Source organism: Paenibacillus hebaui (assembly GCF_051934385.1).
Classification (GTDB): Bacteria; Bacillota; Bacilli; order Paenibacillales; family Paenibacillaceae; genus Paenibacillus.
The window spans coordinates 2487853-2513510 of sequence record NZ_CP196836.1 but is presented as its reverse complement, the minus strand read 5'-3'; the positions used below and the strand labels follow the sequence as shown (position 1 = coordinate 2513510).

Below are 25658 nucleotides of genomic sequence, written 5' to 3'. Positions count from 1 at the left end.
CCGGTCATATAGAATCTTTCAAATCTACTTGTTACCCATTAATTTATTCAATATTTTTGCAGTTTCAACCGAATTCTCTGTCGACATATTTTCAAGCAATTGCGAGCGTGTCGCATCATCTACCGAATTCAGGATAGTCAGTGTTTTGTCTGGACTTAACTTGTATGTTTCCAACAACAGCTTGGCACCACTTGAAGCAGACATGGAGGCAAACGTTTGACTGAGCTGATTTTTATCCAGGTTTTTGCTAGTGGTTGTGGAGGCAGTTGTTTTCGCCGCCGTTTCCTTCTGCAGTCTGGATTGTAGTGCATCCAATGCCTGATCCCCGGATGGTTTCGCATCCTTCATCATCATGGTGACATCTGCGGCTGTTTTGGGATCCATCTTTTCGAGCACCTTGGTCCGAGCGGTGGATTGCATGCTGTTTAATAACAACACCATTTCTTCATTCGTCATATTTTGCAAAATGGGTGCAGCCTTGCTTGGGCTCATGTCGGCATACATTTTGGCCAAATCTTTAATTTGCTTCTGATAATCTGACTCCGTCTCTGGAGTTGCGACTGCGGCGGTTTCTGCAGCTTTTTCGGCCTCATCCAACTTTTTCTGAAGTTCGGCTGCTTTCTTGGACTCTGTAGTTGTCGCTTCCTGCGCTGCCTTGAGCTTTGTTTCTTTGTCAGTCACCTGAGATTTCAGCTTTTCAATTGTCGCTTCAGCACTTTCAACCTGCTGCTCGCTCTTTTCCAGCTTCTCTTTCTCAGGGTCCAGCACAGGATCAGGTATCCAGTCCTTGACTATAGGAACTTTGTTAGCGAGTTCAAGCAAATTATTTCGAATATCTACATTAAATAGAGTAAGTAATACACCCAGCAGTACTACGGTGAACACGATCGGGATAGAAATCATGAGAAATTTTTCCCAGCCGCCTCCCGACTCTTTTTCCAAATCTGTGTCTTTAACAGCCATCGTTCATTCCTCCTTCACGAGACAACTTCGCATCCGGCCCACATCAATTCGCGCGTCCGGCTTTGGCAGCGAAGCGTACAGTAGCCATCTCGTCCAGATCGTTCTGTTCCCTGAGGAGCATCTCCTGCTGAAATTTGATTTTGGCCTTGTCTCTCGCCCCAAACCATACTTTTTCATCAATCATCTTGCCGTTCAGAAACGTCTGATTTCGTTGCACATTGACCTGAGCATGTTTGACATCACTGTTTTTTCGAGAAATGCACTCGTCAAGATGATGAACATACCGCTGCATCTCCTGCAGACTGGATACGGAAGCCGTACTTTCCGTAGCAGATTGAATAACACCGATCAGCTCATTTTTATCATTCAAAAGTTGTACAAGATGCTCTTCCTCGGTCTGAAGTTTCCCGATCGCTGTGGATAACATCCACTCCGCTTGCGTTTTTTCATTGCTTTTCAGGTCAATAACCTTCTGGAAATGATATCGAAATTTCATCGTTTACCCATTCATCTCCTTGCAAATTCAAGAATCAAACGTTCCTGCACTTCACTTAGCGTTACTTTTTCATCGACTTTTTGTCTTGTGAAATTCCATATGCTATCAATCTGATCGATCGATTCATCAATGGCTGCATTTGAACCTCGTTGATAAGCACCAATGTTGATTAGATCCTCTGACTCTTTATAAACAGACATGAGTCTCTTCATATTATTAACGGCTTCCATTTGCTCCTCAGGAGCAATATCCTTCATCACACGGCTAATGCTCGCAAGCACATCAATCGCGGGAAAATGACCTTTATTCGCGATGGACCGATTCAACACAATATGGCCATCCAGTATCCCCCTTACCGCATCCGCGATAGGTTCGTTCATGTCATCCCCGTCCACAAGAACCGTGTAAAAAGCCGTAATGGAACCCGTTGGTCCAGTCCCCGCTCGTTCAAGAAGCTTGGGCAAACTCGCAAATACAGAAGGTGTGTACCCTCTCATTGCTGGCGGTTCACCTACGGCTAGTCCCACTTCCCTTTGAGCCATGGCATACCGTGTAACCGAGTCCATCATTAACATGACATTCATGCCTCGATCTCGGAAATACTCTGCAATGGTAGTGGCAATAACCGCACCCTTGATACGAATTAAGGCAGGCTGATCTGAGGTCGCAACAATAACAACAGATCGTTCCAAACCTTCCGGACCAAGATCTCTTTCAATAAAATCACGGACCTCACGTCCACGCTCGCCCACAAGGGCAATCACATTGACATCAGCCGCTGTATTGCGGGCGATCATACCCATCAACGTACTTTTACCAACACCTGAACCAGCAAATATGCCGACCCGCTGGCCTTTGCCAACTGTCAAAAGACCATCAATAGCTCTTACACCAACACTCATCGTTTCAAGGACCCGCGGACGCTCCATTGGGTTCACTGGCGTATTGGATGTTGAGTACATTGGCATTCTTGATGGAAGCAAAGATCCGTCCAGCGGCTGTCCTAGTCCATCCAACACTTTACCAAGCAACTCTGATCCAACCTGAACCCCAAGTGGTTTCCCCGTACCAACCACATCACATCCAGGACCGATCGATTGAAGTTCACCTAGAGGCATAAGCAACACTTTGTTATCCCGAAATCCGACAACCTCTGCCTGAAGCGGCTTTGCTGATTTTCCCGGGTAGATATAACATACATCGCCGATACTAGCATCTGGACCTTCAGACTCAACCATAAGACCGATTACCTGAGTGACCTTACCGTTAATGCGAACGGGATCAAAATGCCGCAGATGTTCCATGTATCGCTGTGAACTAAGAACCTTCATGTTGATTTTTTCGCCCCTCATCCTCTAGTGCAATTCGGATCAGTTCCTTTTTAATTTCAGCAAGCTGTGTATCAATCCTCGCGTCTATACTTCCAAACGAAGAGCGTATAACACAGCCCTTGTCTTTGACAGTAGCATCAGGCAAAATTTGCAAATCTGCTTGGGAATCAATGGACAAAGCCAACTCCTCACGAGCTGCTTGCACAAACGTGAATTGATCAGGTGCCACACATAATGCAATTAACCCCTGTTCTCGTTTGCGTGACAAATTCTGACGAATCAGTTCAAGGGTATGATCCGGATCAACAGAAAGTTGTTTGTCTATGACCTTCTCAGCGATACCACAGGCGAGATCAACCAGGAAAGGCTCTGCTTCCTGAATAATCTGATCTTTGGCTACGTATGCTTCTTCAAGCACTCCACGGGCTTCATTCATCATCTCTTCGATCTTCACCTGGAGATCCAGTTCAGCCTGTACTTTTCCTTCTTCAAATCCCTGCTGGAAACCTTGTGAACGAAGCGCCTCAGTCAGATGCTCATCCTGCTGACGCTGCTCCTGCCACCAGCTGTCGATCTGTTCACGGGCCTCTTGAAGCATTCGCTCTGCTTCTTCCGAAGCTTCACGTACCTGCTTTTCTGCAAACTCCTTGGCATCCTCCAGCATCTCGGCAGTAAGACGTTGTGTTTCCTCGTCCACGCGTGCATGTAGCACCTCTGTTTCAGAACCTTCAGCACCTACACCATCTAATTCAGCTTCAGATTCTGATCCACCATAATGATGATGATTTTCAAGTCGCTTATGGTCCTCCATCGGCACATACTGGAAAGATTTAATCAAATTAGACAATGATATCATCTCCTCCGCCGCGAGCGATAATGATCTCACCAGCTTCTTCCAACCTGCGGATCGTACCTACGATACGACTTTGTGCCTCCTCAACATCACGCAACCGCACAGGTCCCATGAATTCCATTTCTTCCTTGAATGTTTCGGACATCCGTTTCGACATGTTCCGGAACACGGCATCCCGTACTTCTTCGCTTGCCACTTTGAGTGCCAACTGCAAATCTGCGCTGTCGATATCCCGGATAATACGTTGAATGGAACGATCATCCACATTGACGATATCTTCGAATACAAACATCCGTTTTTTGATTTCTTCTGCCAGTTCCGGATCCTGAATTTCCAAAGAGTCCAAAATGGTACGCTCCGTACCCCGGTCGACCCCATTCAAAATCTGAACGATGGACTCGATGCCACCCGCATTTGTATAGTCTTGCGTTACTGTAGAAGATAATTTCTGCTCCAGCACCCGTTCCACTTGAGAAATGACCTCTGGAGAGGTGCTGTCCATCACAGCGACTCTCCGTGCTACATCTGCCTGTTTCTCTTGAGGCAATGAAGACAAGATTGCTGCCGCTTGCTCAAATTGCAGATAGGAGAGTACCAAAGCAATCGTTTGTGGACTCTCGTTTTGAATAAAGTTCAAAATTTGATTGGGGTCCGCTTTGCGTGCAAAGTCAAATGGTCTAACTTGCAGGTTAGCCGTCAAACGGTTAATAACTTCAAGTGCTTTTGCCGATCCGAGTGCTTTCTCCAGTATTTCTCTCGCGTATGTAATACCGCCCTGAGAAATAAATTCCTGTGCCAGACAGATCTGGTGAAACTCAGACATAATCATATCTTTTTCGGAGGCATCGACTTTGCGAACATTGGCAATCTCCAACGTTAGTTGCTCAATCTCCTCATCGCGCAGATGTTTGAAGATTTGCGCCGATACTTCCGGACCTAGTGTAATTAACAAAATTGCTGCTTTTTGTCTTCCTGTCAGACCTTGACTGTTTGCCTTTGCCAATGCATTCACCTCTATTCGTCAGCCAGCCACGTACGCAGCAGATTGACGAATTCGTCTGGCTTTTTCTTCGCCAAACTCTCCAATTGTTTGCGCACTTGACTTTCGTTCGTTACACTGTCCATCGTAATGGACGGAAACTCTGTTGCTACTGGAAGAGGAATCTCCTCTTCTTCCTCTTCGTTTTGTTTGCGGCGACGGCGTACTAACAAAATAACTACCGCTGCTATCAATGCTGCTATCAGTGCTCCTCCACCCCACATCATTCCTGTGGAAAGCTGGAAGCCTGTATTTGCCGCTGCTGTAGTCTGGAAGCCTTGAGACATAACCGAAACCTTTTTTGTCAGATCTGCGTCACTTATTACAGTACCTGAGTCTGCCAATGAAGCACGAACAATGTTAACCAAGATGTTCTCAATTGCATCCTGGACAGGCGCTTGTAATTCCGTTTGTCCTTCAGGTGGTTCAACCGCTACATTAATGGTTAAATCTTTTACAGTATATGGGCTGGAAATGATATCCTTCACAATTCGGTTGACATCGTAATTTTTGGTGCTTGATGATTCCTCCGAGGTGGAATTTCCTGATGCATCCGCTGATGGATAACCCGGAACTTCCTCTTGACCCGTTCCAGAAACACCGCCTGTTGGGTTACTTGCCCCCGTGTAACTCTTCTGAATCTCCTGTACACTGATCTCAATGCCTTTCATATTGTCCACATCGACCGGTGTAACCAGATTTTCTTTCCGTGTTTCTTTATCAAAATTCAGCTTGGAAACAACAAGAACGTTGACGTTTTCATCCCCCACAATCTGGGAAAGAAATTGCTTCACGTTATTCCGAACATCATTTTCAAATTTCTTCTGCAAAGCCATATTTTCTTGTACTTCAGAGGATAATCCACCACTGCCACCACGAGCTGTTGGAATCAACTCCGCTTCATCCGTGTTGGTGATCGTAATATTCTCAATGGGTAGATTAGGTATGGCGGTTTTAACCAGATTAAAATATCCATCCACCGCAGCCTGATTGGGGTGATAACCCGGTTTAAATTGCAATGCAACAGATGCTGATGCTTTATCCTGTTCTTCCAGACCAGCAAAGATATTATCTTTGGGCATGTTGACAAGTACTTTAGCATCCTGTATCCCTTGCATCCGTTGAAGCAACTGTTCGACTTCTCCGTTCAATGCGTTGTTGTACTTTACATCGAACTCATTATCCGTCATCCCAATTGGTGATGATGAATTCTCGAATGACTTATATCCTAATGAACCATTCTGAATAATTCCTTGTGATCCGATATTCACTTTTGCAATAGCAACACTTGTGCTTGGTACGGATATGGTCTTTCCATCTGAACTTAATTTGTATGGAATACTCGAGGAATCCAGGTAATTAATGACACCTGCTGAATCACTTGCATTCAAATCCGTAAATGCAACCTCATATTCCGTCTTGGACAATTGCATAGTTAGTACAACTGCAGCCAAGATCAAAAATAAAAAGGTGGAAATAAATAATACTTTTTGTTTTTTGCTAAAACTATTCCAATACTGGGATGCCTTGTCCCTGTACTGGGCGATTCTCTCATTCACTCTGTCACCCCATCCGAAACTTTGCTTAGTCTGTGCTTACGCAACCCCACTATTTCCCCAAAGGTCAGCGGTAGGAGCAGCATCGCAGCTGCTTGTTGTAATGATCAGCGCTATTCTCGAAGCGCAAGTAAATTGTTCTATAGCTGCGTTCGCATAATCTCCTGATATGCTTCGACCACTTTGTTTCGGACTTGAGTCGTGAGTTGTAAACCCAGCAGGGCCTGTTCAGAAGCGATCATCACCTGATCAACGTTCACCTTCCCAACCAAGAATTGATTCGACATTTCATGTGCTTGGGACTCCTGTGCAGCGACAGACCCCAATGCATTCTGTAAGTATGTACCGAAGCTCTGTATGGTTTCGGCTGGTGTAGATGTCTTGCTTTCGGTTGCGCTTTGCATCTGAAGCGGTTGAATCCCCTGTGTGCTAAACATGTTGTTCTGAATCATTAATGTCCCTCCCCTTCGTCTCTGTTATCTTCTTTTCTTTTTATCCAAAAGCTTACTAACCTCTTCCAATCTCCAAAGCCTTGGAGATCATTGCTTTAGTGGAGTTCAAAGCAGTAACGTTTGCTTCATATGAACGCGAAGCGGAGATCATGTCCACCATTTCCTTCGCAATATCCACGTTAGGCATATACACATATCCTTCAGCGTTCGCATCCGGATGAGAAGGATCATAGACCGGTTTTAGAGGTGACTGATCTTCACGAATCTCAGATACCCTGACCCCATCTCCAGAACCACTGCTTCGCATCTGGTTTTGAAGCATAGTACTAAAGGATTCTTTATTGGGCTCAAGCACGACCATCTTCCGTTTATAAGGAACTGCCTCACCATTCGACACGCTCGCGCGCGTCGTCTCCGCGTTGGCTATGTTGGAAGATATAACATCCATTCGCAAACGTTGGGCCGTCAGAGCTGATGCACTGATACTAAAACTATTACTGATGTTCAATTCAATTATCTCCCTTCAACTCCAACACGCATCATTTTAATCTGTTCGTTCACTTGCTGGATATAAGCGTTATAACGCAATTGGTTCTCCGCCAGAAGACTCATTTCTTTGTCTACATCAACGTTGTTTTGATTGTTGTTCATGGACGTAGACTGGTCCATATTAACTACTGGCGTTGGTATGGAAGAGGAAGGACCTATGACAAAGTGCCTTGTATCAGTTACTTTCCCTTTCAGAACACGCGTGTCTCCATTCATTTGGTCCTTCAACATTTCTTCAAAAGAAACGTCCGAACGCTTGAAGTACGGGGTATCTGCATTTGCGATGTTGTCAGCAATTGTTCGTTGTCTGATGTTGGACGCATCGAGTGCACCTTGCAACCTTTTAAAGCTAATATCGTTTAAAAGATTCACAATCTCCCTCCTCTCATTAGAAGTTATGGAAAAAGATTGAATCCTTTCCCCTGAAGATACTTATGTTTTTTCGACAAAAAATATTCGTTTTTACACGGTTTTCTAGGACTTAAGTAGAATTAACTCTGATGTTGTCGTATAACATAAGTTTCTTCGAGATTGGGATTTATTACAATAAGAAAAAAGCCCTATCTTTTCTGAAAGAGAGAGCTTTTTGTGTATTTTCTGCAAAATAAGATTTTTTTCGTAAATGTAGAGGCCCAAAACAAATGTAAGCTTGTACTCTTCTAATATCTTCTAAAACATTCTTAAGATTTGCAGGACCTTTCTCTAATCACTATCACTACTTTATAGTAGGAAAGGGTTAAGCATTTAGAATTTCCGTTCATGTATATGTTAGAAGTTTTTAGCGTAAGAATAAGGTTTTCAATCGAATTAAATGTACTATTCTATAAATTTATAAATTTAATAATTGACAAAATAATTACTTTGGATTAGTTATTTCTGCCTTTTATAAGCAACACTTTTTTAACATTTAAACTTTGTAAGCCAATTTTAATCTCACAAAAATATTTTGTCACATCTTCACTGCCATTAAATCCATTTTTGCGCATTTACGCAAAATTTCTTAACCTCTTGATTAAACCGATGACCAGACTTGGTAAAACAAAAATCCTTTTTTTGGAATTTTAAGAAATTAGCAAATAGGGTTTGTGAGCATGCTTAAAGCTTTAAATGGATGCTTTCTGCGGCCCAAGTCCTAGTTTATCTCGACACCAAAAATGATTGTAAACTTTTTATCGGTCATATGATTGGATTATATTAGGTTGAAACAGAAAAAAACGGCATCCATATAGAATGAATGAAGAATTATACGGACAGTTGCAGGATGACATATCCTAATTCCGTATAATCATTATCTTCATGCTATCTATGGTATGCCGTCATTCATACTTCATATCCCACGTACATGTAATAACAATAACCCCATGTTACAGGATATAATGACTCAAATCACGATCAAGAGCGATATCATTTAACTTCTCACGTACATATTCAGGAGTGATTACCATACGATCCAAAGTGAGCTCTGGTGCCTCGAAGGATAAATCCTCTAGCAGTTTCTCCAGAATAGTATGCAAGCGACGTGCACCGATATTTTCGGTGTTCTGATTTACAGACTCAGCGAGCTTGGCAATCTCACGAATAGCCTCATCCGAGAACTCAATCTCAATATTTTCTGTACGTAGCAAATCCACATACTGCTTGGTTAATGCATTTTTGGGTTCAGTCAGGATCGATACAAATTCCTCAAGGGTCAAGCTGCTAAGCTCCACCCGGATCGGGAAGCGCCCTTGAAGCTCTGGAATCAAATCTGAGGGTTTAGCTACATGAAATGCACCCGCGGCCATGAACAGAATATAGTCCGTTTTGACAGGGCCATACTTGGTCATTACCGTAGAGCCTTCCACAATAGGCAGAATGTCCCGCTGTACACCTTCACGAGAAACATCAGGACCGCTGCCCCGTCCTTGACTGGCAACTTTGTCAATTTCATCAATGAAAATGATACCGGTCTGTTCCGCCCGACGGATCGACTCTTGTGTAACATCATCCATATCAATCAACTTACCTGCTTCTTCCTGGATCAGCACTTTACGAGCTTCCTTAATCGCCAGCTTGCGCTTTTTCGTACGACGAGGCAGAAGGCTGCCAAACATCTCCTGCATGTTCATGCCCATCTGGTCATTACCCTGACCAGCAAACATGTCCATCATGTTAGGCGCAGTGTCTTCGACATCAATCTCGATGATGTCATCTTCCAACTTGCCGGATAACAGATCAAACTTAATTTTGCGTCGCCGCTCGGCTACACCCGTATCCGGCTCTGATTCTTCAGGTTCTGTTGTATTGTTGCCATTGTTACCGAAGATCATTTCGAACGGATTACGCTGATTTTTGGCCTTGGACTGAGAGGGAGCCAAAATATGTACGATACGCTCATTGGCAGCTTCTTCAGCTTTGTCCTTAACCTTTTCGGTCCGTTCCAACTTGACCATCCGCAGGGACGTTTCAATCAAGTCACGAATCATCGATTCCACGTCACGACCAACATAACCTACTTCTGTGAACTTTGTGGCTTCTACCTTCACAAACGGGGCTCCTACCAGCTTAGCCAGCCGACGGGCTATTTCCGTTTTGCCGACACCAGTAGGTCCAATCATCAGGATATTTTTGGGCACAATATCATCCTGGGTATGCTCAGGCAAAAGGCTACGCCGATAACGATTGCGAAGGGCGACCGCTACCGATTTTTTTGCCTTTTTTTGACCTACAATGTACTTGTCAAGCTCTGCAACAATTTGTCTGGGTGTTAACGCTTGAGTATGCATATAGCTTCCCTCCTACCAGTTTGCTGGACCTTGTTTAAGTAATACGGTTGTACAAAACTAACCTTCAAGGACAAAGAATCTCCACGAAGTACCTGGAGCCGATTCGATAATCAAGCTCCAATACGGGAGATCACTTTTACTTACAACTCTTCTACAATAATATTATTGTTGGTATACACGCATAACTCGGAAGCAATCTGGAGTGCTTCACGAGCAATATCCTTCGCTTCCAGGTCTACGGCATGACGTCTCAATGCACGCGCAGCAGATAAGGCAAAGTTGCCTCCCGATCCGATAGCAATAACATCATCATCAGGCTCGATAATTTCGCCACCACCGGAAATAAGCAACATTCCCGTTTTATCCATAACAATCAGGAGTGCTTCCAGTTTACGCAAAATCCGATCCTGGCGCCAATCCTTGGCAAGCTCTACAGCTGCACGCTGCAAATTACCATGGTGCTCCTCCAGCTTACCTTCAAATTTTTCAAACAGAGTAATGGCATCTGCTACAGAACCGGCAAAACCCGCGACAACCTGTCCACGATATAGACGTCTTACCTTCTTCGCTGTATTTTTCATCACAACACTCTGCCCCATGGTCACCTGACCATCACCAGCAATCGCTGCCTTGCCATTATGACGAACTGCACAGATCGTTGTAGCATGAAATGACATATCCATAATATCAGCCTCCTCCCACGAATAATTTATACGCGTTCCGGAACAGTTAGACCTTCTGATGCAATAAAACGGGCAATGCCATCCAGTGCACGCTTGGCAAGTGCTTCATTCTTTTCCTTTTTGTTACGTATCTTGGTTTCCAAACTTGGCAGCAATCCAAAGTTTGCGTTCATGGGCTGAAAGTGTTTGAAATCAGCAGTTGTGATGTACTGTGCCATACTTCCCAGTGTTGTCTCCACCGGCAATACCACCAGTTCCTGTCCGAGCGCCGCCTTGGCCGCATTCATACCCGCGATCAAACCCGATGCTGCAGACTCAACGTAGCCTTCTACTCCTGTCATTTGACCTGCAAAGAACAGATTCGGCCGCTCTTTGAATTGATATGTTGGACGCAGCAGTTTAGGAGAATTAATAAATGTATTACGATGCATTACGCCATAACGAACGAATTCCGCATTTTCAAGTCCAGGAATCAGGGAAAAGACACGTTTTTGTTCTCCCCATTTCAGATGCGTCTGGAAGCCCACCAGGTTATACAGGGTACCCGCCGCATTGTCCTGTCTAAGCTGAACAACTGCGTGTGGAAGCTCTCCTGTATGCGGGTTGACAAGACCTACTGGTTTCATCGGACCAAACAAAGCAGTTTGTTTGCCACGCTTCATCATGATTTCGATTGGCATACAGCCTTCAAAGTAAATTTCTTTCTCAAACTCTTTCAGTTGCGCAACTTCAGCTGAAATCAAGGCTTCATAGAACACATCGAATTCCTCTTCCGTCATTGGACAGTTCAAATAAGCCGCTTCGCCCTTGTCATAACGTGAAGCAAGATATACTTTGTTCATATCAATTGAATCTTTTTCAATAATAGGTGCAGCGGCATCATAGAAATAGAAGTATTCTTCACCCATAAGTGCCTTGATTTGCTCTGACAATGCCGGAGAAGTCAACGGCCCTGTTGCAACAACAACGATGCCATCTTCCGGCAGAGAAGTAAGCTCTTCATTGACAACTTCAATAAGTGGATGCTGATGAAGCGTCGATGTGATCTCACCCGAGAAACCATCACGGTCAACGGCAAGTGCTCCACCTGCCGGAACTGCATGACGGTCTGCTGCACTAAGTACCAGAGAGTTAAGCATTCTCATTTCTTCTTTCAATACGCCGACTGCATTGGTTAAGCCATTGGCACGCAGCGAGTTGCTGCATACCAGTTCTGCAAATTTGTCTGTATGATGAGCTGGTGTTTTCACAACAGGTCTCATCTCATATAATTTTACGCGTACGCCACGACTCGCAATCTGCCAGGCAGCTTCTGTTCCTGCCAGCCCGGCACCAATAACGGTTACTTGTTGTTCATTCGTCAAAATCATTTACCCCCATTATGCTAATCCAATCAATCTTCTTCCGGTTCCTCTACCGGCTCCTGATGATCACATGAAGTACACTGCAATCGTGTTCCCTTTTTGTTCCGTTTTTCGATCATTAGAGATCCACAACTTGGACATGGTTTCGCTGAAGGTCTATCCCATGATACAAAATCACATTCAGGATATTTGTCGCAACCATAAAAAATACGTCCTTTTTTGCTGCGGCGTTCAACAACATGCCCTTCCTTGCACTTCGGACAAGTTACGCCGATATCTTTAATAATCGGTTTTGTATTCCGGCAATCTGGAAAACCAGAGCACGCGAGAAACTTACCAAAACGCCCTAGCTTATAAACAAGCGGTTTGCCGCACTTCTCACAGATCTCATCCGATACTTCATCTTCAATCTCTATTTCTTTCATTTCTTCTTCTGCAAACACAAGCCGTTTCTCAAAAGACTCGTAGAATTCGGCAAGCACTTTCACCCAATCCTCCGAACCTTCCTCCACATGGTCAAGGTCGCCTTCCATGTTTGCAGTGAACTCCACATTCAGGATTTCTGGGAAGAACTCTTCCATCTGCTCGATGACCAGTTCACCTAGCTCAGTCGGCATGAATTTCTTCTCTTCAATGGCTACATATCCACGTTTCTGAATAGTCTCCAGGGTAGGCGCATATGTACTCGGACGCCCTATGCCCAACTCCTCAAGTGTTTTAACCAACCTTGCTTCCGTATAGCGCGGTGGCGGTTGTGTAAAATGTTGTTTCGGCTCAATCTCCTGCTTTTGAAGTACATCCCCACTCTTCAGTGGAGGCAGCAGACGATCTTCTTCCGTTGTACCGTCATCATTACCTTCCACATATACCTTCATGAACCCTTGGAAACGAACCTTGGAACCGGCTGCACGGAAAATCGTATCTCCTGCGGCAATATCCACAGAGAGCGTATCCAGAACAGCGGATGACATCTGGCTCGCTACAAATCGTTCCCAAACCAGTTTATACAACCGGAACTGATCACGACTCATAAACGATTTAATGGAATCAGGGTCACGCAGAATTGAAGTTGGACGAATGGCTTCATGTGCGTCCTGCGCACTGGCAGCCTTTTTGGAATAGTTTCTAGGCGTCTCAGGCGAAAATGGCTCACCATACTTGCCTATAATGTATTCCTTGGCTTCTTCCTGTGCGGATGCTGCAATCCGAGTGGAGTCTGTACGCATATACGTAATGAGACCCACTGTGCCTTCTTTTCCGAGGTCTACCCCTTCATAGAGTTGCTGTGCGACAGACATCGTCTTGGAAGCTCTGTAATTCAATTTACGTGCTGCTTCCTGCTGCAAAGAACTCGTCGTAAACGGGGCCGAAGGATTACGGCTGCGTTCTTTTTCTTTGACTTCCTTGATGGTAAAGTCAGCACCCTCGATCTGTTTCAGGATGGCTTGCACTTCTGCTTCACTGCCCAGCTCTGTTTTAGCACCGTTCAGTTTATGAAACTTGGCTTCAAACGGATTCCCGTCTGCTGTCAGTTTGGCCGTAATACTCCAGTACTCTTCCGGTTCAAAATCATCAATTTCATTTTCACGATCCAAAATGATTTTGACCGCCACAGATTGAACGCGGCCAGCGGACAATCCTTTTTTAACTTTCTTCCATAATAACGGACTAATTTTATATCCTACGAGCCGATCCAAGATCCGTCTTGCCTGCTGCGCATTAACCAGATCCATATTGATCTTGCGCGGAGTTTTGAACGCATCTTTCACAGCCTGTTTTGTAATTTCATTAAATACAACCCGGCAGTCCGCCGTGTCGTCCAGTTCAAGTGCATGAGCCAAGTGCCATGCAATAGCTTCACCTTCGCGATCCGGGTCAGCTGCGAGATACACTTTTTTTACTTTCTTTCGTGCATCCTTCAGTTCTTTCAAAATCGAACCTTTGCCGCGGATCGTGATATATTTCGGATTAAAATCATTCTCCACCTCAACGCCGATCTGACTCTTTGGCAAATCGCGAACATGTCCCATCGAAGCTTTTACGATGTACTTGCTGCCTAAATATTTGCCGATCGTCTTCGCCTTAGAGGGCGACTCTACGATTACGAGTGCATCCGCCATAGGTTCATCCTCCTCTCAGTCATGAAACTGCTGCTTGTATCTAATTCATACTCCATAACAGCAGGATTAACTTCCGCTAATAATCTATTTTCACATGCTGCCTTGATCACAGCATCGTCATACCCTTGCATATTTGGTTCCAGGTAATTGGCTAATCTGCTTTTTTATGATTAAAGATAACAGAACTGAATGCAAATGTCCAAAATCCCAATGGAGCTGTTCAACGAGTTGATCCAGTGATTGCTCCTCCTGCTCCAACAGATAAATAACGCGTTGTTCATCTGAAGAGAGTTTTACCATGGGGAAAATCCCCTGTTTGGAAGTTTCATCGTTTTCCGTCGAACGTCCTCTATTGTAAGGAAGTTGTTCCGTGTTTGGCAAGTCCAATCGATACTCCTCCAATAAGTCAGTGGCGCATGTCACCAATTTTGCCCCCTGACGGATCAGATTGTGCGCGCCTCGACTCTTGGGAGATGTAATGGGACCAGGGACAGCAAATACATCCCTTCCTGCTTCAAGAGCAGCATCTGCAGTGATGAGTGAACCACTTCGAATATCGGCCTCAACAACCAAAGTCCCTAGAGTTAAACCGGCAATAATCCGATTACGTTCCGGAAATAAGCCCTGTCGGGCACGCGTACCTGGTGGATATTCCGACAAAAGCAAACCCGTCTCCGCGATTCGCTCTGCAAGACTTGTATTTTCGGGTGGGTATATATTGTCAATTCCTGTCCCAAATACCGCAATGGTTTTGCCCTTGACACGAAGCACCGCATCGTGACATACGCTATCTATCCCTCTGGCAAGGCCACTCACAATCGTCAGCCCGGCTTTGCATAATTGCTCCGCCAGCTTCTCACCAACTTTACGTCCGTATACAGTAGGCATACGGGTGCCTACCATGGCAACAGACGGAGTATGTAGCAGATTCAGGTCTCCTCGACCGTACATTACCCAAGGTGGTTGAACGGTTTCCTTCATTAAAATGGGATAATTGTGATCCAGATAGGTAATAACCTCAATCCCCTGTTTATAAACGCTCTCTTGTCTTTGCTCAATCCAGTCGGCATTGAATTGCTTGGCTAGCCGCGCAGCCTGATCCTTGCGTAACCCAGCGGCTGTCCAGTCTCCTTCTTGATAGTTCAGCAGATCGGACAGTTGATGTTGTCCTGACATCAGCTTGGAGATTGTTTTCTTGCCAATGCCATCCGTTTCATGCAAACCAATCAATATCCATCTTTCTTCCATATCAAAAGCCTCCCGAGACGGGAAGAAAATCTTCCCTCATATTGTGTGACAAGTGACAACGGAATGCAAGCGTTCACTCTTACAGGTGGACAACTTCTCTCTTTTCCCCCGAAAAAAAAACGCAAAAAAGCAACCCTTCGCCCTGTTATGGACAAAAGGTTGCTTACCTTTTCCGCATCATTAATAGTCGGTTCACCAGGAAAATAACATTCCTAAACCGTTTCTTCTATTATAACGGAAAAGAATTAATGTGTCGTGCACAAATTCAGAATACCGCGTTCTTCAAGTACACTCACCAGAGTTGAGCCCATTTCAGCCGGAGTCGGAGCAACTTTGATTCCGCAAGATTCCAGTTTCGCAATTTTTTCCTTGGCTGTACCTTTACCACCAGAGATAATAGCACCCGCATGGCCCATCCGTTTGCCTGGAGGCGCCGTAACACCACCGATGAAGCCAACAACTGGTTTAGTCATGTTATCGCGTACCCACTCTGCAGCATCTTCTTCAGCCGTGCCACCGATCTCACCGATCATGATAACCGCATGCGTCTGTGGATCTTCATTGAACCGTTTCAGGATATCAATGAATTCAGAGCCTTTAACCGGGTCTCCCCCGATTCCCACAGCAGAGGATTGTCCAATTCCGCGTGCAGACAGCTGATGAACGGCTTCATACGTAAGTGTTCCACTACGGGAAACCACGCCAACGTGACCAGGCATATGAATATAACCCGGCATGATCCCGATTTTACATTCACCTGGTGTGATAACTCCCGGACAGTTAGGTCCGATCAGAACGGTATCTTTACCTTCCATGAAACGGTCAACCTTGACCATATCAAGTACAGGAATACCTTCCGTAATACAGATCACGAGATCCAACTCTGCGTCAACAGCTTCCATGATGGAATCTGCTGCAAATGCTGGAGGAACATAGATGACGCTCGCTGTTGCGCCTGTAGCTTCCTTCGCTTCCTCGACCGTATTAAACACCGGAAGGCTAACCACTTTACCGTCTTCCAACGTGATATCCACATTGGTTCCGCCTTTGCCCGGTGTAACGCCGCCTACCATCTGGGTTCCATAGTCCAATGCGCCCTTCGTGTGGAACATTCCCGTTGAACCCGTAATGCCTTGCGTAATGACTTTTGTATTTTTATCAATCAAAATACTCACGTTGCTTCACATCCTTACGGTTATTTTTCAATTCCCGGACAGCTCCGGTACTACGAAAGCAATTTACATCCCTCAGGGATGTAAATTACCCAGGAATGAACTTATTTCACGAGGGCAACAATTTTCTGTGCACCATCGGCCATGGAATCGGCAGGAACGATATTCAGACCGGATTCACCCAGAATACGTTTACCAAGTTCCACGTTAGTTCCTTCAAGACGAACAACCAGCGGTTTAGTCAGACCAAGCTGCTTCGCTGCTTCAACAACACCGTTAGCAATGACATCACAACGCATAATGCCACCAAAAATGTTGACGAAGATGCCCGCCACTTTGGCGTCGGATAAAATGATTTTGAAAGCCTCAGTCACTTTCTCCGTCGTAGCACCGCCCCCAACGTCAAGGAAGTTGGCCGGGTCGCCGCCATAGTATTTGATGATATCCATCGTAGCCATCGCAAGTCCCGCACCATTGACCATACAGCCGATGTTGCCATCAAGTGCTATGTAGCTGAGGTCATATTTGGAAGCTTCGATTTCTTTTTCATCCTCTTCATCCAGGTCGCGCAGTTCCAAAATGTCTTTGTGACGGAACAGTGCGTTGGAATCAAAATTCAGTTTTGCATCCAGTGCGATAACGTTTCCATCTCCGGTAACAACAAGTGGGTTGATCTCGGCAATGGAGCAATCTTTTTCGACAAATGCAGTGTACAGTGCAAGCATAAACTTAACCGTTTTGTTTACCAGTTCATTCGGAATCCGAATGCTGTAAGCCAGTTTGCGAGCCTGGAACACTTGTAATCCAATTGCAGGGTCAATAATTTCTTTGAAAATTTTCTCAGGTGTAGCTTCAGCCACTTCTTCAATCTCAGTACCGCCCTCTTCGGAAGCCATCATGACTACACGGCCAGTAGCACGGTCCACAACAACACCCACATAATACTCTTTGCGGATATCGCATCCTTCTTCAATCAGAAGACGCTTCACTTCTTTGCCCTCAGGTCCGGTCTGGTGTGTCACCAATACCTTGCCCAAAATTTCGGAAGCATAAGCACGTACTTCTTCAATACTCTTCGCTACTTTCACACCACCGGCTTTTCCCCGGCCACCTGCATGAATTTGCGCTTTGACTACAGTCACCGGACTGCCCAGTGCCTCTGCGGCCTCAACCGCTTCATCGACTGTATAAGCAACCTTACCGTTTGGAACGATAACTCCATACTGTTTCAGGACTTCTTTTCCTTGATATTCATGGATATTCATTCTCGAATCCTCCTATCAACATGACTGCAACAAGGCGGGTTGTTAGACTAACAAAAGACAAATGTTGACTATTTTCACTTAAACCCAATTCATTGTAACACGTTTTTAAAACGCTTTCCTTAAAAAATTAATGGTTAATAGACAGCATTTTGATATGGATATGATACCTTAATGTGAATGTTTGGATATATATGGAAAAAACCTCAGCCAGTAAGCCAAGGTTTCTTCCTTTTTGGATCTATAGAATCTCTTTATTTTCTAACTTCTTTGGTGTTGGTCTGATGAACCTTATCCAGAAGCCCTTTAAACTGACCGAGTAAAGCCTCAAACTCTGTGCTGTTCAAGCATGCATCACCCTGAATCGCTGCAGGTATGGATAAAGCTTTATTCCGCAGTTCCCAACCGGACTCTGTGAGTGTGATCAATACTTTTCGTTCATCCTGAGCTGAACGTTCGCGATTAATAAGTCCTGCTGACTGTAAACGTTTCAGTAGGGGAGTCAATGTTCCCGAATCGAGATAAAGTGCCTCTCCGATTTCTTTAACCGTACATTCTTCACGTTCCCACAATACCATTAACACCAGATATTGAGAATAAGTTACGCCAAGTACCTCAAGATAAGGCTGGTACATCTTCGTAATTTCACGTGAACATGCGTATATGGCAAAGCATAATTGGTTATCCAGCTTCAAACTGTCAGTCTGCATATGTCTTTCTCACCTACCTATTGTGCATTCTATTCCTTATAAAAAAGGTTTAATTCCCGTTTACACCGCTAGAATCTGCGATTGATCGGGAACTCTAGGTCTATCTTATCACAAATTAAAAAAAAAACAGAATAATTGAGCACAAATGATTTTACTTTTCTATTTAATCACGTTAAATTTAATTGTGCAAAATATAATTGTAGGCATAGAGGAGCGAAATCATATGATGACCATTCAACAAAAAATGTATGAAACAACAGTAAAAGCTGTAGGAGGACGTAACGGATACGTTGAATCATCCAGCCCTGAACTTCGTCTTGACGTTCGTACCCCGAAAGAAATGGGCGGTGCTGGCGGTGAAGGAACTAACCCAGAGCAATTGTTTGCTGCAGGCTATGCCGCTTGTTTTGATAGCGCATTGAACATGGTAGCGCGTATGCAAAAAATCAAGCTTGAAGGAAGCGAAGTTACGGCGACAGTTCACTTCGGCAAAGTGGAAGATGGCAGCTTTGGAATCGCAGCTACGCTGAACGTACTCGCTAAAGGCGTGGATAAAGCTACTGCTGAGAAACTCGTTGAAGCAGCCCATAAGGCATGTCCATACTCCCGTGCAACACGCGGGAACATTGATGTGGAGCTGAACATTCTTTAATTTGAATCGTATCCTCTAATCATGCTCCCTCTTGAAGGGTAACCAATTCAGGAATCAGGGATAGATATACAGCTATGATGATGACAGGTTGACGCTCTGATTTCTTTTATATAAAATGCTTAATAGAAGCTGAGGAAGCACCTTAATTCGTAGACTGGCCCGTAATATGCGGAGTCAAGGACGGAGTGAGGTGTTTCTTTATATTATGTACGGTAAATTGCATAGTGCCTGTTTATATGGTATTGACGGTGTCTTAATTGAAGTGGAGACCGATTTATCAAATGGTCTGCCGCAGACATCCATTATCGGGTTGCCGGATTCGGCCATTCGTGAAGCGGTTGAACGCGTCCGTGCTGCCATTAAAAACTGTGGTTACCAGTATCCGTTGCAGCGGATTACGATTAATCTCGCCCCTGCCGATCTGCGCAAGGAAGGATCTTCTTTTGATCTGGCCATTGCTCTTGGGTTGCTTATGACAAGTGGTCAGCTTGTACTTCCTTTAGGGGAACGGACATTGGCGGTTGGTGAATTGGCATTGGACGGTTCAATCCGATCGGTGCCTGGCATTTTATCCATGGTGGACTTGGCCAAACGGCAAGGATTTACATCTGTTCTTCTCCCTGCTGATAATCTGGAAGAGGCTTCACTGATTCGTGGGATTCAAGTATATGGCATTCGTCATTTGCAAGATATCGTACCCGAGAGTGTAAAAGCCTCCAAGAATACAGAAGGAGCACCACAGAGTGCCCGGCCTGTTGTTTTGGAGAACTACATTCATCTGGCTGCTTCAGTACCGAAACACGGGGATATGAATTCCACTAAACAAATGAACCGATCCTCATCGTTGGAGGAGGATTATAGTGATGTTCTGGGTCAGCACCATGTAAAGCGTGCTCTCATGATTGCCGCAGCAGGAATGCACAATATTTTGCTTGTTGGGCCGCCAGGTACAGGGAAAACCATGTTAATCAAACGGCTGCCTACGATCCTTCCTCCATTGTCGGAAGACGAAGCGCTCGAAGTTACCAAAGTGTTAAGTGCCGCAGGAAAGTTGAAAGAAACTTCTCGTGGTCTGATTGCAGACAGGCCTTTTCGTGCTCCACACCATACGATATCTACTTCCGGTCTAATTGGAGGTGGGGGCATCCCGAAACCGGGTGAAGTAAGTCTTGCCCACCGAGGCATTTTATTTCTGGATGAACTACCCGAGTTCCAGCGGCAAGTACTGGAAGTGTTACGACAGCCATTGGAGGATCGCACAGTCACCATTAGTCGGGCGAGAGCAGCATTTACTTTTCCCGCCCAGTTTATGCTCGCCTGCTCAATGAATCCATGTCCCTGTGGCTATTTGTCCGCTCAGTCGGAAGAACAGCGTTGTATATGCAGCCCTGCCCGTGTTGCTGCATACCGCGCCAAAATCTCCGGACCATTGCTGGATCGAATTGATCTTCAGGTCGAAGTTCCTCCACCAGGTGAGTGGCGTAAGTCTGCTGCTTCGCCTTCATCTGCGGAAATGCAGGCCAAAGTCATTCATGCTCATCAAATTCAGGCTGCTCGGTATGCTAAAAGTTCAGTTCGCTGGAATAGCCAGCTGTCAGGAACTCGTCTGCGCCGAACCATTCATCTCCCGCAAGAGGCAGACAACCTGCTACAGCAAACTTTGCAGACATTGAACTTAAGCATGCGGGCACATGATCGTATTATCAAGATGGCTCAAACGATTGCTGATTTGGACCATAATGGAGAAATTGTAACAGCTCATGTGGCTGAAGCGATACAGTATCGACAGTTGGATTTGAATTTATTTTAGCAACAAATTAAATACCCCTGCATGTGTCTCTATTCTGTGTGAGAGACGTACATGCAGGGGTATTTATCCAAGCATCGTGTTCCGTTTTATTTATTGCTACATCGTATATGAATTATTCAAATAGGGTCAGCTTGTCTTTAGCTGGCGTCCGTTCTTTGGCAGAAGGAATGACATCAGGATATCCCATGTAGACCATGCCTATAATCTTTTCACCTGCCTGAACACCGAGAGGTTTCCGGAATTTGGGCGCATAGAGAAAGGGCTTGGTTACCCAAAACGTACCGATCTCTTCGCTCCAGGCCGCCAGCAAGAAGTTCTGTACTAACGCACTTACTGCTGCGAAGTCTTCATCCCAGACATTTTGTCTCGGATCTTCCTCCAGAACTACAAGCATAATGGCCGGCACTTGCATGATATTGGCTGAGAATTTATTGTCGTCACCCATTTCTGCATCAATGGCCTCAGCCAGCTTTTTTCGCCCATCCCCGGTAAACAACAAAAACCTCCAAGGTTCGCGCAATTTATGGTTAGGAGCCCAGACGGCCGTGTCCAGCAATTCAATGATCTGCTGTGTAGGAACGGCTTCTTTTTTGAACTTTTTCACCGTACGACGGTTTTGAATGGCATTTCTTACTTCATTGCTCGTTTTTGTAGCTTTACTCATCCGTCCATCCCTCCCAGATTATAAATAACATATTACATCACTGCATCAGTAGACTGCTGCGAAACTCGCTACAATAAATCTAGAGATTGTTTTACAAACCCAATGTACATCCTTGATTATACACCCATCTCAACGCGAGATTCAAAGCAGCTGAGTTATTTAGTTGAAATAAAAAAAGCGAATCTTCATTGAATCCTCGGAAGGTCAACTGGAGTCGCTAGAAAACAGCATTCTAATGATAAGTATTTTGCAAAATGCTATCATAAAAAAATAAGCATTTTTAATTAAAATTCAATCTTTTCTACAAATTCCCCAGACCCTTCAAACGCACCTTGAACGAAGTCCATTTTATTGATTTTCTCCTTGTTACCTGCTGTGTCTGTACTATAATACTCTACCGTTTTGACATCAGGTGGTGTATCCATCAACTGTAACGAGGAGTATCGCTGAGCCTGCCTTCACCCGCTTAACTACATAATCACCTTTCGCATCCGTTACTGCTTCTCCATTAACACTGACCTTGGCTGCTGCAATTGGCCTCCCATCCTCATCTACAACCTTACCTCGGACATGAGCGGCTTTTTCCAATACCACATTCAACTTACGGGTTTCTCCCGGACTAATCCCTAAACGACCTGAACATATGGAACATACTCCTCTTTGCCTATCCAAATTGCAATGTTGGGATTATAGTCATAATCAATGCCTGTCACCGTATATATGCCTCTTTGATTTGTGTTTACGGGCTTGTCGTACAGACCGGTTACTGTAACTACTGCACCAGCCACAGGGTTTCCTTCATTATCTGTGACTTTGCCCACCATTGTGGATGGAATGATACATTTTGTATCTAATCATTTTCAGATAAATGATGATTCTTTTTGTCGCCCCCCCTTTGGATAAGTCACAACTAAAAAGCCGCATTCCTTTGTAAAAAGGAAGCGACTTTGAAAGTGACAAATCCATTGGGAAGGTATGGGACAACCACATCTCCCTTCCTAACGCCATCTATTAAGAATAACACTTTGAAATAAACGCTAACCCATTCCGCGAGTATTTCTTAAAAACTGGTAAATAAGAGCCCTATGGTTCCATTTGAAAAGAATAGCTGATATACAAAATTTAAATGTATTTATTTAATACCAATATATAAACGATACATTTCGTATCCATATTATTTCCCCCACATTGCTTCGCTCTCAAAAGGCATTCACAATATGATCTACCGAGATTGTTTCTCCTGCTTTGTTCAACATTACAGCGATCACATCAAAACGGATCTGTTGATCCGTCTCTCCTGTCATTTGCAAATACACGGCTGCTGTCGAGCGTACCTGCTGCATTTTACGCATGTCTACCGACTCCTGAGGTGTACCATACTGCCCGGTTCCACTTCTGCTACGGACTTCAACAAAAATGATCAGACCTTCGCGGGAAGCAATGATATCAATCTCCCCGCTGCGGCAACGCCAGTTTTGCCTGATCATCTGATAACCCTGCTCCCGGAGCCAACGACAGGCGGCCTCTTCACCTAATTGGCCTTTTTGCTGTCGTGACAGCTTCAAGATTGGCTCCTGTTCCGGTCTGCGTTTTATCATGATTCTTCTTCCTCACGTCCAGATGCCAAGCGATCAGCACGATAGACATACGTTAAAACTTCCGCTACCAGTTGATACAGCTCTGCCGGAATCTGTTCATCCAGATCCAGCTTGGAGAGTACTTCCACAAGTGCTGCATCCTCCTGAACAGGTACACCATTTTCCTTGGCTTTATCCAGTATGGCTTCCGCCACTTTGCCGCGGCCCTTGGCGACCACAACAGGTGCTTCGCTCTCTCCAGGGACATATTTTAGGGCAACAGCCTTTTTGGAAAGCAGGTCCGGTTGCGACATCTCGTCTTTCATACCCGCATGTCCACTCCTTTGTAGCGTTCAGGACTGTAATCCGAGGCAGTCATTTTCCGCTCCGCACCCAGTTCTTGGCCCAAAGGCCAAGGCTCTGCCTTAAAGGTCAGCAATTGATAGCCCAGCTTGTCCAAAGCCTTATGGATCTCTTCACGTCCGCTTTCCAAGAGCGGTCCCATCCCTTCGCGGTCATTCAGCACACGCAAACTGACGATATTGTTGACCACATGTACATCTACCAGTGTAGGACCTAAACTTTTCATATCCAGATCAAACCACAGACGGCAGTTGGATGCATCTAACTCCCCGCGTTGCCCCCGGCGTGACTGAATCTGGACAGAAGCGGTCTCTTCTCCGTCAGGTCCGGTTATTGGAATAAACCAATGCATCTGGGCAAACGTGGCACTTCGATCTGTTGTCAGCAATAACTGCTGACCTGTCAGGAATTGCACGGCCTGTCCGGCGGCTTCCTTGAGCGCCGCCGGTGCACCATCGCTGCTGGCAAGCTGCAGCAGCAAGCCCTTCAGCGTGTCCGCGGTTCCCGGACTCGCAACATCACCGGCGCGCGCCTGCGCAGTCGCGCCGTGCACTGCCTGCTGCTCGTGCTCCGCACCGAGCAGCTTCAGCACGCGCCCCACCCACGGGTCTCCCTCGTGGGTGACAGGCGCGTGCCCTGCCGCAGCTCCCGCAGGTGCTGCGGCACTACCGCCAGCCGGCGGCGCATCAGCGCCGGCTGGCAACGGCTGCGGCACGCCTCCGGCAGCCGCAGCCGCCTGACCGCCCTGCGATGCAGGGGCGGCCTGTGCTGCCGCACCAGGCTGTGCCGGTGCGGCTGTGGACGCGCTGCGCAGCGCGTCCAGTAACGCCAGCAGCTTGGGCGCCAGCTGCGCTGCCGATGGAGCTGCTGGCGCCGCCTGCCCTGCTGCGGGGGAAGAACCCGCAGCGGCAGGCGCTTCGGCGCGGCCGTCCGTTCTCCCGGCCGCGGCCATCTCAGGCTGGCCTGTACTCACACGGCCAGCCGCAGAATCAACAGCCGCCCCCGGTGTACCCGGGCGGCTTCCAGCAGCGCCCGCGTCAGCTCCACGCGGGCTCTCCCCCGGTATTCCAGTTCCTGCCGGAATACCTGCACCCGCTTTGCCAGCAGTTTCAACATTGCTGGCACCAGCACCAGCCTTCACTCCAGTTTCAGCATGTGCTGTGCTGCCACCTGTCTGCACGCTGCCTTTCACCGCAGCACCTGCATCCCCCGACCCGCCATCGGTCATTGGAACAGCTCCTGCGGGCGCTCCTTGCACCTGTTGCCCTGACAAAACAGGCGTGCCAATGACCTGACGCCGGTTGCCAGTCGCAGCTAACGTTTCTCCCGTCTGCCCTGCGGTTAACGGCACAGGTACTCCATTGAATACAGCAGACTTCATCGCAGCTGATTGCTCTCCGGTCAATGAAGGTTTGCCCGTCGTTTGGGTTAGCATGGATTCCAGCTGATCCGCCAATCCGTTCAACAACTGGTGCAATGGTGGACCAAATACGGTCTGATGCAGCCCCTTCACCGTTTCCCCCGTAACCGGAAGACCACGCTGAAAAGCAATTCCCGTCGCCTGCACCCACTCTTCAACAGGAACCTGTGCTGGTTTGACTGTCATCATATTTTGAACCATAGCCACATTATCCTTCGTTAAAGGTAATCCGCTGCGTTGCATCGCTAATAGAACTTCCCGGTTACCTTTTGTATCCGGCAGACCCACCTCCTGAAGCAATTTGTTCAGCGAGGCTTGCGGCAATTCAGCAAGGGTACCCGCCAAAGGCTTCATCACCGTGATGCCATTCTCACCTGGAGGCTGTACCTGAAGCAAGGTCGTTTCACCCGGACGAAGTGGGGTTTCCAATTTGGCACGAACCTGAACCCCCTGGATCTGCAGGATCGCATCCCCTCCATCATCCGATACACTAACCACGGAGCCACGAACGATCTGGCCTTCCTTTAATTCAAGCGGCTTTGCATTACCCGGCTTACTATCCCCCAGTAACCCACGAATCATCGAACTGATATTCACTTCTCTCTCCCC

The 25658-nt window shown here is 46.0% G+C and carries 25 protein-coding genes; 2 read left to right on the top strand and 23 right to left on the bottom strand.

The genetic code is table 11. The annotated features are described in order from the left end of the window. Positions 1-24: 24 nt before the first annotated feature. From ACR32F_RS11545 to ACR32F_RS11465, 17 genes are all read right to left on the bottom strand, one after another. Complete coding sequence (locus ACR32F_RS11545) at positions 25-963, bottom strand: MotE family protein (protein ID WP_440118830.1); 939 nt, start codon at positions 961-963, stop codon at positions 25-27. Between the two features lie 43 nt (positions 964-1006). Continuing rightward, positions 1007-1459 (bottom strand): flagellar export protein FliJ, encoded by a 453-nt coding sequence (fliJ, locus tag ACR32F_RS11540; RefSeq protein WP_440118829.1) that lies wholly within the window; start codon positions 1457-1459, stop codon positions 1007-1009. 11 nt (positions 1460-1470) lie between these two features. After that, complete coding sequence (gene fliI, locus ACR32F_RS11535; RefSeq protein ID WP_440118828.1) at positions 1471-2790, bottom strand: flagellar protein export ATPase FliI; 1320 nt, start codon at positions 2788-2790, stop codon at positions 1471-1473. Beyond that, positions 2777-3637, bottom strand: coding sequence for a FliH/SctL family protein (locus ACR32F_RS11530; protein ID WP_440118827.1), 861 nt, complete (start codon positions 3635-3637; stop codon positions 2777-2779). Before ACR32F_RS11530 ends, fliI begins: the two co-directional genes overlap by 14 nt. Beyond that, a complete protein-coding gene (fliG, locus tag ACR32F_RS11525; RefSeq protein ID WP_440118826.1) occupies positions 3630-4646 on the bottom strand; it encodes a flagellar motor switch protein FliG in 1017 nt (338 codons plus the stop codon). Before fliG ends, ACR32F_RS11530 begins: the two co-directional genes overlap by 8 nt. Before the next feature lie 11 nt (positions 4647-4657). Continuing rightward, positions 4658-6241: a flagellar basal-body MS-ring/collar protein FliF gene (fliF, locus tag ACR32F_RS11520; protein WP_440118825.1), complete on the bottom strand. Its 1584-nt coding sequence runs from the start codon at positions 6239-6241 to the stop codon at positions 4658-4660. Positions 6242-6378: 137 nt separating this feature from the next. Next, the gene (fliE, locus tag ACR32F_RS11515; protein WP_440118824.1) at positions 6379-6690 is read right to left on the bottom strand and encodes a flagellar hook-basal body complex protein FliE; all 312 of its coding nucleotides are present in this window, start codon (positions 6688-6690) and stop codon (positions 6379-6381) included. 55 nt (positions 6691-6745) lie between these two features. Further along, complete coding sequence (flgC, locus tag ACR32F_RS11510) at positions 6746-7198, bottom strand: flagellar basal body rod protein FlgC (RefSeq protein WP_440118823.1); 453 nt, start codon at positions 7196-7198, stop codon at positions 6746-6748. 5 nt (positions 7199-7203) lie between these two features. Further along, positions 7204-7611 carry a flagellar basal body rod protein FlgB gene (flgB, locus tag ACR32F_RS11505; RefSeq protein ID WP_440118822.1) on the bottom strand — a complete coding sequence of 136 codons (408 nt, stop codon included), beginning with the start codon at positions 7609-7611 and terminating at the stop codon, positions 7204-7206. A gap of 992 nt (positions 7612-8603) precedes the next feature. Continuing rightward, the gene (gene hslU / locus ACR32F_RS11500) at positions 8604-10004 is read right to left on the bottom strand and encodes an ATP-dependent protease ATPase subunit HslU (protein ID WP_440118821.1); all 1401 of its coding nucleotides are present in this window, start codon (positions 10002-10004) and stop codon (positions 8604-8606) included. A gap of 140 nt (positions 10005-10144) precedes the next feature. Further along, a complete protein-coding gene (hslV, locus tag ACR32F_RS11495; protein ID WP_440118820.1) occupies positions 10145-10687 on the bottom strand; it encodes an ATP-dependent protease subunit HslV in 543 nt (180 codons plus the stop codon). Between the two features lie 26 nt (positions 10688-10713). Continuing rightward, complete coding sequence (gene trmFO / locus ACR32F_RS11490) at positions 10714-12057, bottom strand: FADH(2)-oxidizing methylenetetrahydrofolate--tRNA-(uracil(54)-C(5))-methyltransferase TrmFO (RefSeq protein ID WP_440118819.1); 1344 nt, start codon at positions 12055-12057, stop codon at positions 10714-10716. Positions 12058-12080: 23 nt separating this feature from the next. Further along, the gene (gene topA / locus ACR32F_RS11485; RefSeq protein ID WP_440118818.1) at positions 12081-14171 is read right to left on the bottom strand and encodes a type I DNA topoisomerase; all 2091 of its coding nucleotides are present in this window, start codon (positions 14169-14171) and stop codon (positions 12081-12083) included. Between the two features lie 117 nt (positions 14172-14288). After that, entirely contained in the window at positions 14289-15419 is a 1131-nt protein-coding gene (gene dprA / locus ACR32F_RS11480; protein WP_440118817.1) for a DNA-processing protein DprA, read from the bottom strand. 245 nt (positions 15420-15664) lie between these two features. Then, a complete protein-coding gene (gene sucD / locus ACR32F_RS11475) occupies positions 15665-16594 on the bottom strand; it encodes a succinate--CoA ligase subunit alpha (protein WP_440118816.1) in 930 nt (309 codons plus the stop codon). A 101-nt stretch (positions 16595-16695) separates the two neighbouring features. Then, on the bottom strand, positions 16696-17856 hold the full coding sequence (sucC, locus tag ACR32F_RS11470; protein ID WP_440118815.1) for an ADP-forming succinate--CoA ligase subunit beta: 1161 nt from the start codon (positions 17854-17856) through the stop codon (positions 16696-16698). A 251-nt stretch (positions 17857-18107) separates the two neighbouring features. Next, entirely contained in the window at positions 18108-18563 is a 456-nt protein-coding gene (locus ACR32F_RS11465; RefSeq protein ID WP_440118814.1) for a MarR family winged helix-turn-helix transcriptional regulator, read from the bottom strand. A 223-nt stretch (positions 18564-18786) separates the two neighbouring features. Here ACR32F_RS11465 and ACR32F_RS11460 point away from each other — a divergent pair, with 223 nt between their 5' ends. Together ACR32F_RS11460 and ACR32F_RS11455 are read left to right on the top strand one after the other, a co-directional pair. After that, entirely contained in the window at positions 18787-19215 is a 429-nt protein-coding gene (locus ACR32F_RS11460; RefSeq protein WP_440118813.1) for an organic hydroperoxide resistance protein, read from the top strand. A gap of 205 nt (positions 19216-19420) precedes the next feature. Next, on the top strand, positions 19421-21025 hold the full coding sequence (locus tag ACR32F_RS11455) for a YifB family Mg chelatase-like AAA ATPase (RefSeq protein WP_440118812.1): 1605 nt from the start codon (positions 19421-19423) through the stop codon (positions 21023-21025). A gap of 112 nt (positions 21026-21137) precedes the next feature. On the opposite strand, the gene ACR32F_RS11450 is transcribed toward ACR32F_RS11455, so the two are convergent. The 6 genes from ACR32F_RS11450 to ACR32F_RS11425 all read right to left on the bottom strand — a co-directional run bounded on the left by ACR32F_RS11450 (position 21138) and on the right by ACR32F_RS11425 (position 25646). After that, positions 21138-21689, bottom strand: coding sequence for a nitroreductase family protein (locus ACR32F_RS11450; protein ID WP_440118811.1), 552 nt, complete (start codon positions 21687-21689; stop codon positions 21138-21140). A gap of 408 nt (positions 21690-22097) precedes the next feature. Beyond that, positions 22098-22283, bottom strand: coding sequence for a carboxypeptidase-like regulatory domain-containing protein (locus ACR32F_RS11445; RefSeq protein WP_440119794.1), 186 nt, complete (start codon positions 22281-22283; stop codon positions 22098-22100). Positions 22284-22315: 32 nt separating this feature from the next. Next, positions 22316-22477: a hypothetical protein gene (locus ACR32F_RS11440; protein ID WP_440118810.1), complete on the bottom strand. Its 162-nt coding sequence runs from the start codon at positions 22475-22477 to the stop codon at positions 22316-22318. A 411-nt stretch (positions 22478-22888) separates the two neighbouring features. After that, a complete protein-coding gene (locus tag ACR32F_RS11435; RefSeq protein ID WP_440118809.1) occupies positions 22889-23287 on the bottom strand; it encodes a YraN family protein in 399 nt (132 codons plus the stop codon). After that, positions 23284-23592, bottom strand: a complete 309-nt coding sequence (locus tag ACR32F_RS11430) for an EscU/YscU/HrcU family type III secretion system export apparatus switch protein (protein ID WP_440118808.1) — start codon at positions 23590-23592, stop codon at positions 23284-23286. The genes ACR32F_RS11435 and ACR32F_RS11430 overlap by 4 nt, the downstream gene beginning before the upstream one ends. Then, entirely contained in the window at positions 23589-25646 is a 2058-nt protein-coding gene (locus ACR32F_RS11425) for a DNA ligase (protein ID WP_440118807.1), read from the bottom strand. Before ACR32F_RS11425 ends, ACR32F_RS11430 begins: the two co-directional genes overlap by 4 nt. Between the last annotated feature and the right edge of the window lie 12 nt (positions 25647-25658).

Bases quoted from the DNA above. Each gene is read 5' to 3' on its own strand.
- ACR32F_RS11450 (WP_440118811.1), bottom strand. From the start codon at position 21,689: ATGAGTAAAGCTACAAAAACGAGCAATGAAGTAAGAAATGCCATTCAA.
- fliJ (WP_440118829.1), bottom strand. From the start codon at position 1,459: ATGAAATTTCGATATCATTTCCAGAAGGTTATTGACCTGAAAAGCAAT.
- dprA (WP_440118817.1), bottom strand. From the start codon at position 15,419: ATGGAAGAAAGATGGATATTGATTGGTTTGCATGAAACGGATGGCATT.
- fliE (WP_440118824.1), bottom strand. From the start codon at position 6,690: ATGATTCAGAACAACATGTTTAGCACACAGGGGATTCAACCGCTTCAG.
- ACR32F_RS11465 (WP_440118814.1), bottom strand. From the start codon at position 18,563: ATGCAGACTGACAGTTTGAAGCTGGATAACCAATTATGCTTTGCCATA.
- ACR32F_RS11430 (WP_440118808.1), bottom strand. From the start codon at position 23,592: ATGAAAGACGAGATGTCGCAACCGGACCTGCTTTCCAAAAAGGCTGTT.
- ACR32F_RS11455 (WP_440118812.1), top strand. From the start codon at position 19,421: ATGTACGGTAAATTGCATAGTGCCTGTTTATATGGTATTGACGGTGTC.
- topA (WP_440118818.1), bottom strand. From the start codon at position 14,171: ATGGCGGATGCACTCGTAATCGTAGAGTCGCCCTCTAAGGCGAAGACG.
- ACR32F_RS11460 (WP_440118813.1), top strand. From the start codon at position 18,787: ATGATGACCATTCAACAAAAAATGTATGAAACAACAGTAAAAGCTGTA.
- sucC (WP_440118815.1), bottom strand. From the start codon at position 17,856: ATGAATATCCATGAATATCAAGGAAAAGAAGTCCTGAAACAGTATGGA.
- fliI (WP_440118828.1), bottom strand. From the start codon at position 2,790: ATGAAGGTTCTTAGTTCACAGCGATACATGGAACATCTGCGGCATTTT.
- trmFO (WP_440118819.1), bottom strand. From the start codon at position 12,057: ATGATTTTGACGAATGAACAACAAGTAACCGTTATTGGTGCCGGGCTG.
- ACR32F_RS11435 (WP_440118809.1), bottom strand. From the start codon at position 23,287: ATGATAAAACGCAGACCGGAACAGGAGCCAATCTTGAAGCTGTCACGA.
- ACR32F_RS11545 (WP_440118830.1), bottom strand. From the start codon at position 963: ATGGCTGTTAAAGACACAGATTTGGAAAAAGAGTCGGGAGGCGGCTGG.
- hslU (WP_440118821.1), bottom strand. From the start codon at position 10,004: ATGCATACTCAAGCGTTAACACCCAGACAAATTGTTGCAGAGCTTGAC.
- hslV (WP_440118820.1), bottom strand. From the start codon at position 10,687: ATGGATATGTCATTTCATGCTACAACGATCTGTGCAGTTCGTCATAAT.